This window comes from Maricaulis salignorans, from assembly GCF_900103475.1.
GTDB classification, from domain to species: domain Bacteria; phylum Pseudomonadota; class Alphaproteobacteria; order Caulobacterales; family Maricaulaceae; genus Maricaulis; species Maricaulis salignorans.
This window is the reverse complement of sequence record NZ_FNHG01000008.1, coordinates 106,505-116,697: the sequence shown is the minus strand read 5'-3', so window position 1 is coordinate 116,697 and position 10,193 is coordinate 106,505. Positions and strand designations below refer to the sequence as shown.

Genomic DNA, 10,193 nt, shown 5'->3' with positions numbered 1-10,193 from the left:
GGTGACGGCGTCCCAGGCCCACCCAAGTCGGGACACGCACCGGCTGGACGCCGGACCGTGTCCCGGGAGCCTTGCTGGATTCCCCGGCGGCAGCCCCCCCCCCCCCCCCCCCCCCCCCCCCCCCCCCCCCCCCCCCCCCCCCCCCCCCCCCCCGCATGCGCGAGGGCAGGTAAATCCGGGGGAAGTCGAACTTTGTATTCGTTACGAGAGAGGCCACGCGGGGCCACACTCCGCCCTGAAACCCATGCCGAGACCCGGCCAGACTGGAATTGACTCGTCAAGGGGGGGGACCCGCGAAGCGGCGCCTGCGGCGCCCTTGACGAGTCAATTCCAGTCTGGCGCCCTGCTTGGCAAGGATTTCAGGGAACGCTCTGCTCGGGCGGGCCGGGGCAGAGTTCGAAATCTAGTCCTTTTTTGAGACGCACCGCTTGAGAAAACAGATCCACGCACCCATTCGGTCACGGTTTCAATCAGTCAGGACAATCGATATTCCTCAATATCGAGCAGTTCGACTTCTGCACCACAAGCTGATTTAACGTGCTGGACCAGTTGGGCCAGAGCTTGCTGCTGCATATCTACTGCCTCGCCCTCCGACACCACTATTTCTGAGGGGGCCCCGTTTCTAACAATCAATTTTATCTCGTCGTGGCCGCAGCGATGCAGCTCGAACGCTTGAGCATCGACCAATAACCATTTTTCGAATTTGAGTTCTCTTTGTTCCAGGAGGGCCTTCAATCCCTCGTTCAGAGCCCCAAGCCATTCCGGCAGTACCGTTTCAAATTCGACTCGTTTATTCCTCACCACGATCTCAATTCGCGCCGTTGTGTTCGGAAAAAAATTGGCAAGTTTCATCGCCTTGGGACGACTGTGTGCCTCGAACGCGATGGAGTCAGGGCCATCACCGTGTGGAAAAGAAATCCTGATTTCCATTCGTCTTCCTGGCAAATCGGCGGGGACACTCGGAAATTTGGCGGCCCTCACAGCCATTCCCCCCCTAAAACAATGTCCCCTGCCCGGCCGCGCGCGGCTTGGCCTTCGGCAGCGGCTTCGCTTTGGGCCGCGCAACGGGTGCAGGGGGCACCGCACCGGGCGCGCCATCAATCACAGCCCCGCGCCGCGCATCGGCAAACTCCAGCTCGACACTCGCGCCTGAAGCGAGGCTCGCCCCCGTCCGCACCAGCTTGCCATCGCCATCACGCACCAGCACGAAACCGCGTTTGAGCGCCGAGGTATGGCTGAGCGCCTCGAGGCGGGCGGCCCAGTTACCCAGAGCCCGGCGCTGATCGCGCAGGATGCGCGTCGCGGCGGGGGCCAGGCGTCCGGATCGATCAGAAAGCCGTTCGCGTTTTTGCTGGATGTCGCGGCGCAGGGTGACGGGGCGCAGGCGCGCCGTCAGGACCAGAAGCTTGGAGCGTTTCTCCGCGGCACCGGCGAGCAAGGCACCGTCGAGCTTGTCAGCGACCATGTCAAAGCGCTGGCGTTTCAGTTCCAGCAGCGAGGTCGGGCGCGGCAGGGCGCGCGCTGCCGAGCGCAGTTCGGTGCGGCGGCGTTCGATCAGGCGCGAGAGGCCGGCGACCAGGCGGCCGCCGAGCGTGTCGAGGCTGGCCTTGAGTTCGGCGCGCACGGGAACCGCGATCTCGGCAGCGCCGGTAGGCGTGGGTGCGCGGCGGTCGGAGGCGTAATCGATCAGCGTCGTGTCGGTCTCATGACCGACGGCGGAGATCAGGGGAATTTTCGACTCGAAAGCGGCGCGGACGACGATTTCCTCATTGAAGGCCCAGAGGTCTTCAATCGAGCCGCCACCGCGCGCGACAATGATCAGATCGGGGCGCGGCACCCGCCCGCCCGCTTCCAGCGCATTGAAACCATTGATTGCTTCGGCGATCTGGCCGGCTGCAGCCTCGCCCTGGACCAGGACCGGCCAGAGCAGGACATGACAGGGAAAGCGGTCACGCAGGCGGTGCAGGATATCGCGGATCACGGCGCCGGTCGGCGAGGTGACGACACCAATGACACGCGGCAGGAAAGGAATGGCCTGTTTATGGTCAGCGTCGAACAGGCCCTCGGCGGCGAGCTTCTTGCGGCGCTCATCGAGCAGCGCCATCAGCGCGCCGGCGCCGGCCGGCTCCATGGTTTCAACGATCAGCTGGTATTGCGAGCGGCCGGGATAGGTCGACATCCGGCCTTCAATGATGACTTCCAGTCCCTCTTCCGGCTTGAAGCGGAAATGCGCCGCCGTGCCCTTCCAGGCTATCGAGGTGATGACGGATTTCTCGTCCTTGAGGTCGAAATAGACATGGCCGGACTTGGCGACCACGACACGGCCCAGCTCGCCGCGCACGCGGACATGGCCGAAGGCGTCCTCGACGGTGCGCTTGAGCGATCCGGCCAGTTCGGAAACGGAGAATTCGTGGATATTGCCGCTCGGAGTGTCCATGCTTCACTTGGTAAGGCGGATTCGCCCCTGCCGCAACGGCGCGAGGGACTCGCGGCGAGGCGTCGTTTACGATAGTGCGGGCTTGAGATTTGCAGGAGATCGAGATGAAGGTTCTGGTTATCGGATCCGGCGGGCGCGAACACGCGCTGGTCTGGAAAATCGCACAAAGCCCGCTCGTCACCGCCCTGATCGCCGCCCCCGGCAGCGCCGCCATCGGCACACTGGCGACATGCGTCAATATCCCGGTCTCCGATCTGGACGGGCTGGTTGATCTGGCGCGTGAGCGGACCGTCGATCTGGTGGTCATTGGCCCGGAAATTCCGCTGTGTGACGGTCTGGCCGACAAGCTGCGCGCCATCGGCATCGCGGTGTTCGGTCCCTCGAAAGCCGCATCGATGCTGGAGACCTCCAAGGCCTTCGCCAAGGATTTCTATGCCCGCCACAATGTTCCGACCGCGCGCTATGGCGTGTTCGATGATGCGGTCAGGGCCAAGGCCTTCCTGGATGAATTCTCGCCGCCCTATGTGCTGAAAGCCGACGGGCTGGCGGCCGGCAAGGGCGTGGTCATTCCCGAGACGCGCGAAGCGGCCGAGGCCGAGATTGACGCTTTTCTGTCGGGCAAGTTTGGGGATGCCTCGCGCACCCTGGTGATCGAGGAATTCATGCGCGGCGAGGAAGTCTCGATCTTCGCCCTGTGCGATGGCAAGACGGTGCTCTATTGCGGCGCGGCCCAGGATCACAAGCGCGTCGGCGAAGGCGATACCGGCCCCAATACCGGCGGCATGGGCGCGTACTCGCCCGCCCCGATTGCCACCCTGGCGTTGATCGACACGGTGATGAAAACCATTATCGAACCCACCGCTGCCGGCCTCGCCGCCGAGGGCACACCATTTCAGGGCGTGTTGTTCGCGGGCATCATGGTCACAGCGGACGGGCCGAAGACCGTGGAATTCAATATCCGGTTCGGTGACCCGGAATGCCAGGTTCTGATGGCGCGCATCGCCAATGATATCCTGCCCTACCTCAAGGCGGCCGCGACGGGCCATCTCGACCAGATGCTGCCGATCGACTGGTCGCCGGAGCCGGCGATCACGGTCGTGATGGCGGCGAAGGGCTATCCCGGCGACTATTCGAAGGGCTCGGTGATCGAGGGCGTCGATGCTGCCAATGCGCTGGACGGGGTGCATGTCTTCGAGGCTGGCACATCGCGCGACGCCCAGGGACGCCGCATCGCTGCCGGCGGCCGGGTGCTCAATGTCACCGCGACCGGGGAAAGCCTGCACTATGCCGCCGACCGCGCCTATACGGCCATCGACGCGATCAACTGGCCAGACGGTTTCTGCCGCCGCGACATCGCCTGGCGCGCGCTCAAGACCCATTAGGGCAGTGCGTCCGTCCCAGGAGAATTGACTTCCCGGCCAGCCGGGGCATGTTTGACGCCAAGAAATCAAAGGCGGGGAGACAAGCATGTTACGTTCAATGGTCGCAGCGATTGCTCTGATGGCAGCCGGCACTATCGCCCAGGCGCAAGGCGGGGCTGACGGCAATGCCGGCCTTACGGTCATTCATGCCGGTCACTTGCTGGCCATTCCAGGTCAGGCCGCGAGCGGCAATAGCTCCATCCTCATCCGCGACGGCCGTATCGAAGCGATCCAGTCCGATTTCGTCACGCCGGACGGTGCGCAGATCATCGATCTCTCCGATCAATTCGTCCTGCCTGGCCTGATCGACAGCCATGTGCATTTGCAGGGCGAACTGAGCCCGGAAGGCCGCTTGCTCGAAGTCACCGAAAACAGCGCGGACCTGGCGCTCAATGGCGTGCGCAATGCCCGCACGACATTGATGGCCGGCTTCACCACCGTCCAGGATGTCGGCGGCGATCTGGAAGCCTCGACTGGCCTGCGCAATGCGATCCGCGATGGCGATGTCGTCGGCCCGCGCATGCGCGTCTCCGGCCCTGCCGTGACGCCGACCGGCGGCCATGCCGACGTCAATGGTTTCTCGACCGCAGTGATGGATACGCTGACCAGCCGCTCCGCCTGTAACGGTGCGGCTGACTGCCGCCGTGCCGTGCGCGAACTGGTGCGGGCCGGCGTCGATGTGATCAAGATCACCGCGACCGGCGGCGTCCTGTCCAACACGGCAGCGGGTGTTGAGCAGCAATTCTTCAATGACGAGCTGGAATCCATCGTCGGCGCCGCGCACATGATGGGCCGTCAGGTCACGGCACACGCGCATGGCGTCACCGGGGTCAATTCCTTCCTCGAGGCCGGCGGCGATTCGATCGAGCATGGCACGTATCTCGATGCCGCCTCGATCCGCCTGTTCCGCAGCCGCAATGCCTATCTCGTCCCGACCCTGCTGGCCGGTGCCACCGTCGCCGAGATTGCGCAGACCGCGAACTGGATGACCCCGTCCGTGCGCGAGAAATCGCTCTCGGTCGGCCCGATCATGCTGGAAATGGCGCGGCGGGCCCACCAGGGCGGCGTCATGATCGCCTTTGGCACGGATAGCGGTGTTTCGGTTCACGGTATCAATGCCCGCGAATTCGAGCTTCTGGTCGAAGCCGGCCTGTCACCGATGGAGGCGATTGCCTCGGCGACCGTCAATGCCTCGGCCCATCTGCAGATGGACGCGGATATCGGTACGATCGAAGTGGGCAAATATGCCGACATCATCGCCGTCGACAGCGACCCGCTGGACGATATTTCGGCCCTGCTCGATGTCGACTTCGTGATGCAGGGCGGCGTCGTCTACAAGCACGAGGACTGATCCGGCAGCGCTGCGGCGTGATCGCGACCTCACGGTAATGAACACGGCTGCCCGCGGGCGGTCAGGCAAACGGATGCATTATGTCTCAGATTGATCGCAATTTTTCCGGCACCAAGGACGTCGCCGAAGCGCTGGCCTTCGATCAGGCGGCATTGGCGGCATGGATGGCCGAGCACGTCACCGGCTATGCCGGACCGCTCAGCGTCAGCCAGTTCAAGGGCGGTCAGTCCAACCCGACCTACAAGCTGGAAACCCCGGCCAAAAGCTATGTCCTGCGCCGCAAGCCGCCGGGCAAGCTCCTGCCGTCAGCGCATGCCGTAGACCGTGAATTTCGCGTGATGAAGGCCTTGGGCGAGGCCGGCTTTCCCTGCCCCGTCATGTATGGTCTTTGCATGGACCGCGACGTCATTGGCACCGAATTCTATGTCATGGAATTCGTCGAGGGCCGGATTTTCTGGGATCCGCTCCTGCCGGGCATGGAACCGGCCGAGCGCGCCGCGATCTATGACGCTTCCAATGCAACGCTGGCGCAGCTGCACGGCATTGATGTCGAGGCGGCGGGTCTGTCGGATTATGGCAAGCCGGGCAATTATTTCGAGCGCCAGATCGGCCGCTGGTCCAAGCAATACCGCGCCGCCGAGACCGACACGATCGAGGCGATGGACAAGCTGATCGACTGGCTGCCCACCGCTGCGCCGGAGCAGGAACGCATCAGCGTCGTGCATGGCGATTACAGGCTCGACAATATGGTCTTCCACCCGACCGAGCCGCGCGTCATTGCCGTGCTCGACTGGGAGCTTTCAACGCTGGGCGATCCGATGGCCGATTTCACCTATCAGCTGATGGGCTGGATGGTGCCGCCGGCGATCCGCAGCGGCTTTCTCGGTGTCGACCTCGCCCCGCTCGGCATTCCCGATGTCGCCGCCTATACCCAGGCCTATTGCGCGCGCACCAACCGGACCGGGATTCCCGAGCTCGATTTCTATTTCGCCTATAATCTCTTCCGCCTCGCCTCGATCTGCCAGGGCGTCTATGCCCGCGCCCTGCAGGGCAATGCGTCCAATTCCAAGGCGCTGGAAACCGGCCAGGCGGTCAAGCCGCTGGCCGAGGGTGCGTGGGGATTTGCGAAGAATGCGGGCGCCTAGGGCGCTTCATCCTCGGCATGCTTGTCCCGACGGTCGCGTGAAGCGCATCGTCACCGCGCTGATCCGGGCGGCCGTTTGCATCAAGCCTTGAAGCAGCAAGGACCACATAGCGTGCCCACCACAGCCTGCCATCGCATTCCGCATGTCCCTGCCGGACTTCACGCCGCGCCGGTGAGCGCTGTATGAGCATCCTCATTCTCATCATCGCCGTCTTCATCACGGCCTTCATATCCGGCGTGTTCGGCATGGCTGGCGGTCTGATCCTGATGGGCGTGCTGGCGATGATATTGCCGGTGTCGGCCGCGATGGTGGTGCATGGTGTAGTGCAGACCGTCTCCAATGGCTGGCGCGCCATATTGCTCGGAAAATGGATCGACTGGCGGATATTGGGGATTTATCTGACCGGTTCGGCGATGGCCGCTACAGTGCTGTTTTTCGCGGCTTTTCAACTGCCAAAGCCGTGGCTCTTCATCGCCCTGGGCCTGGTGCCGGCGGTAATCTGGATCCCGAAGAACTGGCTCAGACTCGATGCCGGAAATCCGGTGCAGGCGGCGATTTGCGGCTTCCTGGTGACCGGTCTGAATACCGTCGCCGGCGTTTCCGGGCCGCTGGTCGATGTGTTTTTCGTCGCGGCGCCGCGGGACCGGCGCATGATTGTGGCGACCAAGGCGGCGACCCAGGTCGTCTCGCACCTGGTCAAGGTGGCCTATTATATCGCCCCGGCCATGGCTGCCGGTGCCCTGCCGCAAACCCACTGGCTATTGATCGCAGGCCCGCTGGCCATCATCGGCACGACGCTGGGCGCGCGGTTGCTTGAGGTGATGAGCGATGTCCAGTTCCGTAACTGGACGAAATGGATCGTGACAGGGATTGGCGCGATCTATGTGGTACGGGGGCTGCTTCTTCTGACCGGGAATTGAGCCATGCAGATCAAACCACACATTCTGGAAAATGACATCGTCCGCCTGGAGCCGCTTGGCGAGACGCATCGCGAGGAATTGCGGCCATTGGCGGCGGAGGCCGAGCTTTGGGCCCTGACCTCGATCCGCGGCGATGGCGAGTATTTCGACGGCTGGTTTGACCTGATGCTGGCCGGTCAGGCGCACGGCGACCAGATCTCGCACCTGGTGCGGCGGCAGGGCGATGGTGCGGCGCTGGGCCATAGCGCCTATCTGGGGATCACGCCGGCGCATAAACGGCTCGAGGTCGGCTGGACCTGGTATCGCGCCGAGGCGCGCGGCAGCAAGATCAACCCGGCCAGCAAACGCCTCCTGCTTGGCAATGCTTTCGATGCCGGTGCCGAGCGCGTCGAGCTCAAGACCCATCACAAGAATCAGCGTTCACAGAATGCCATGCTCAAAATGGGCGCGACCCGTGAGGGTGTCCTGCGCCACCAGATCCTGAGCTGGACCGGCGAATGGCGGGACTCGGTGTATTTCTCGATGCTCAGGGATGAGTGGCCGGCGGCGCGAGCCGGGCTCGATGCACGCCTGACGGCCTGATCCGATACCCAACCCGCCCGGGCTCAGCCGCCATCGTTTTTCGGCTTGCGCCGTGCCCGGAAGAATCCGCGCAACAGCGCGGCGCTCTCTTCGGCCAGGATGCCGGACGAAACCTGCGGGCGGGAATGGCAGGTCGGCTGCTGGAAGAAGCGCGGACCGTGGGCCACGGCGCCGCCCTTGGCATCATCGGCCCCGTAAACCAGCCGGCCAATGCGCGCATGGGAAATGGCGCCGGCGCACATGGCGCAGGGTTCCAGCGTCACAAACAGCTCCAGACCGGGCAGCCGGTAATTGCCCAGTTTCGCCGCCGCAGCGCGCAAGGCGAGTATTTCTGCGTGCCCGGTTGGATCATGACCGGCAATCGGGCTATTATGCGCGCTCGCGATGATCTCGTCCGTGGCCGGATCGACAATGATTGCACCGATTGGCGTCTCGCCAGCTTGTGCTGCCGATTTTGCCAGGCGTAGTGCCGCCTCCATAAACCCGGTATCTCGCGACGTTGTCATAGCGGCGGCGTAGAGCGCCAATGGGAAAGGGTCAAGTTTGACCGACGCAGTCCAGAGCGGCGAACGCATCGCCAAATACCTTGCCCGTGCCGGCGTCGCTTCGCGGCGCGAGATCGAGCGCATGATTGAAGGCGGCCGCGTCAAGGTTGACGGCAAGACGCTCGACACCCCGGCCTTCAAGGTGACGGGCCAGGAAGTCATCATTGTCGATGGCATCACGGTCGAGACACCGGAGGCAACCCGGCTGTGGCTGTATCACAAGCCCGCCGGCCTGGTGACGACGCATAGCGACCCGGAAGGGCGCGAAACCGTATTCGACAAATTGCCGAAGGAAATCGGCCGGGTGATCTCGATCGGCCGGCTCGACCTGACGTCTGAAGGCCTGCTGCTCCTGACCAATGACGGCGCCCTCGCCCGCGCCCTGGAACTGCCCTCCACCGGCTGGACGCGGCGCTATCGCGCCCGCGCCTTCGGCACGATCGACAATGCCGCCATCGCCAAACTTCAGGCCGGCATCACGGTTGAAGGCATCAAATACGGCCCAATGGAAGTCGATGTCGAACGCGAGACCGGATCGAATATCTGGCTGACGATCGGCATCAAGGAAGGCAAGAATCGCGAAGTTCGCCGCGCCCTCGATGCCGTCGGCCTGCGCGTCAACCGGCTGATCCGGATCGCCTATGGCCCGTTTCAGCTCGGTACGATCGACCGCGGGGAAGTCAAATCCATCGGCTCACGCATCCTCAAGGATCAGTGCGGGCATCTGATGGAACCGGGCCATGTGTTCGAGGAGCTGGCCGCCGCCAGCCCCCGTCCTGCCAAACGCCCGGCCAAGCGGACCATGGGCGGTGCCGGCCAGCCCGGCTTCGCCAAACCCGTCCAGTATCTGGAAGATTCGACCACGCGTGGCCCGCGCAGCCGCCCGGACGCGAAACGCGCCGATTCCAAACGTCCCGATACCAAGCGTCCCGATGCCAAGCGGGGCGGCCCGAAACGCGCTGATCCACGCGGCGGCGCGGCCGAGACGGCCGAACCGAAACGTGGCGAAGGCCGTAAATTTGCCGGCAAGGCGCCGGCGGGCAGCAGCCCCGGCGGCAAGCCGAAGACCGGCTTCCAGCTGGCCGGCAAGAATCGCGGCGCGACCACCAGGCCGACGGGCAATTCCGGCAGGCCTGGCGCCGACCGCAAGCCCAGAGGGCGGAGCTAGATCATGAGAATTGTTGGCGGTCTCTATAAAGGCCGAACCATTATTGCTCCCAAGGGCCGCACCACGCGTCCGACCTCGGATCGCGCCCGCGAAGCGATCTTCAATGTGCTCGACCATGCCGAATGGGCCCCGCCCCTCGTCGGCTCCCGCGTGCTCGACCTGTTCGCCGGCTCTGGCGGACTGGGGCTGGAAGCGCTGTCACGCGGCGCGGCCTTCTGCCTTTTCGTGGATAATGAGGCCGGTGCCCGCACCGCGATCCATGAGAATATCCAGACGCTCAAACTCTTTTCCCAGACCAGCCTGCACCGCAAGGATGCGACCGCGATGGGATCAAAACCGGCCGCCATGGCCGAACCCTTCGAGCTGGTCTTCATTGATCCGCCCTATGGCAGCGGTCTGGGGGAAAAGGCGCTGGCTAAATTGCTGACCGGCAAATGGGTGTCCGAGGATGCCGTCGCCATGCTGGAAGTCGGCATTGAGGAAAAGCCGGAGACGCCCGGCTGGATCCTGGCCAATGAGCGCGAATATGGCGCCGCCAAGGTGATGTTCCTCGAACGCGATAACTGAACCGGGTGATATCCACCCGGACTGATTGGCGGGCATTAACCGTAAGTTCGAGTTTTA

General features: G+C 63.9%; 10 protein-coding genes. 7 read left to right on the top strand and 3 right to left on the bottom strand.

Translation table 11 applies throughout. From position 1 onward, the window contains the following. Positions 1-474: 474 nt before the first annotated feature. On the bottom strand, positions 475-930 hold the full coding sequence (locus tag BLT42_RS08350) for a hypothetical protein (RefSeq protein WP_091769680.1): 456 nt from the start codon (positions 928-930) through the stop codon (positions 475-477). Between the two features lie 64 nt (positions 931-994). Further along, positions 995-2,437 carry an exodeoxyribonuclease VII large subunit gene (xseA, locus tag BLT42_RS08345; protein WP_091769678.1) on the bottom strand — a complete coding sequence of 481 codons (1,443 nt, stop codon included), beginning with the start codon at positions 2,435-2,437 and terminating at the stop codon, positions 995-997. Positions 2,438-2,541: 104 nt separating this feature from the next. Here xseA and purD point away from each other — a divergent pair, with 104 nt between their 5' ends. The 5 genes from purD to BLT42_RS08320 all read left to right on the top strand — a co-directional run bounded on the left by purD (position 2,542) and on the right by BLT42_RS08320 (position 7,856). Beyond that, positions 2,542-3,819, top strand: a complete 1,278-nt coding sequence (purD, locus tag BLT42_RS08340) for a phosphoribosylamine--glycine ligase (RefSeq protein WP_091769676.1) — start codon at positions 2,542-2,544, stop codon at positions 3,817-3,819. 85 nt (positions 3,820-3,904) lie between these two features. Further along, positions 3,905-5,209, top strand: a complete 1,305-nt coding sequence (locus tag BLT42_RS08335; RefSeq protein ID WP_091769674.1) for a metal-dependent hydrolase family protein — start codon at positions 3,905-3,907, stop codon at positions 5,207-5,209. Between the two features lie 80 nt (positions 5,210-5,289). Further along, positions 5,290-6,354, top strand: a complete 1,065-nt coding sequence (locus BLT42_RS08330) for a phosphotransferase (RefSeq protein WP_091769672.1) — start codon at positions 5,290-5,292, stop codon at positions 6,352-6,354. A 182-nt stretch (positions 6,355-6,536) separates the two neighbouring features. After that, positions 6,537-7,274 carry a sulfite exporter TauE/SafE family protein gene (locus BLT42_RS08325; protein WP_091769670.1) on the top strand — a complete coding sequence of 246 codons (738 nt, stop codon included), beginning with the start codon at positions 6,537-6,539 and terminating at the stop codon, positions 7,272-7,274. A 3-nt stretch (positions 7,275-7,277) separates the two neighbouring features. After that, positions 7,278-7,856 (top strand): GNAT family N-acetyltransferase, encoded by a 579-nt coding sequence (locus tag BLT42_RS08320; protein WP_091769668.1) that lies wholly within the window; start codon positions 7,278-7,280, stop codon positions 7,854-7,856. A gap of 23 nt (positions 7,857-7,879) precedes the next feature. On the opposite strand, the gene tadA is transcribed toward BLT42_RS08320, so the two are convergent. After that, the gene (tadA, locus tag BLT42_RS08315) at positions 7,880-8,362 is read right to left on the bottom strand and encodes a tRNA adenosine(34) deaminase TadA (protein ID WP_233342393.1); all 483 of its coding nucleotides are present in this window, start codon (positions 8,360-8,362) and stop codon (positions 7,880-7,882) included. Between the two features lie 37 nt (positions 8,363-8,399). On the opposite strand from tadA, the gene BLT42_RS08310 reads away from it, so the two are divergent. Then, positions 8,400-9,569, top strand: a complete 1,170-nt coding sequence (locus BLT42_RS08310; RefSeq protein WP_233342392.1) for a pseudouridine synthase — start codon at positions 8,400-8,402, stop codon at positions 9,567-9,569. A 3-nt stretch (positions 9,570-9,572) separates the two neighbouring features. Then, positions 9,573-10,136, top strand: a complete 564-nt coding sequence (gene rsmD / locus BLT42_RS08305) for a 16S rRNA (guanine(966)-N(2))-methyltransferase RsmD (RefSeq protein ID WP_091769664.1) — start codon at positions 9,573-9,575, stop codon at positions 10,134-10,136. Positions 10,137-10,193: the final 57 nt, after the last annotated feature.

Excerpts from the sequence above, each read along its gene's own strand:
- BLT42_RS08350 (WP_091769680.1), bottom strand. The coding sequence starts at position 930 with ATGGAAATCAGGATTTCTTTTCCACACGGTGATGGCCCTGACTCCATC.
- xseA (WP_091769678.1), bottom strand. The coding sequence starts at position 2,437 with ATGGACACTCCGAGCGGCAATATCCACGAATTCTCCGTTTCCGAACTG.
- purD (WP_091769676.1), top strand. The coding sequence starts at position 2,542 with ATGAAGGTTCTGGTTATCGGATCCGGCGGGCGCGAACACGCGCTGGTC.
- BLT42_RS08335 (WP_091769674.1), top strand. The coding sequence starts at position 3,905 with ATGTTACGTTCAATGGTCGCAGCGATTGCTCTGATGGCAGCCGGCACT.
- BLT42_RS08330 (WP_091769672.1), top strand. The coding sequence starts at position 5,290 with ATGTCTCAGATTGATCGCAATTTTTCCGGCACCAAGGACGTCGCCGAA.
- BLT42_RS08325 (WP_091769670.1), top strand. The coding sequence starts at position 6,537 with ATGAGCATCCTCATTCTCATCATCGCCGTCTTCATCACGGCCTTCATA.
- BLT42_RS08320 (WP_091769668.1), top strand. The coding sequence starts at position 7,278 with ATGCAGATCAAACCACACATTCTGGAAAATGACATCGTCCGCCTGGAG.
- tadA (WP_233342393.1), bottom strand. The coding sequence starts at position 8,362 with ATGACAACGTCGCGAGATACCGGGTTTATGGAGGCGGCACTACGCCTG.
- rsmD (WP_091769664.1), top strand. The coding sequence starts at position 9,573 with ATGAGAATTGTTGGCGGTCTCTATAAAGGCCGAACCATTATTGCTCCC.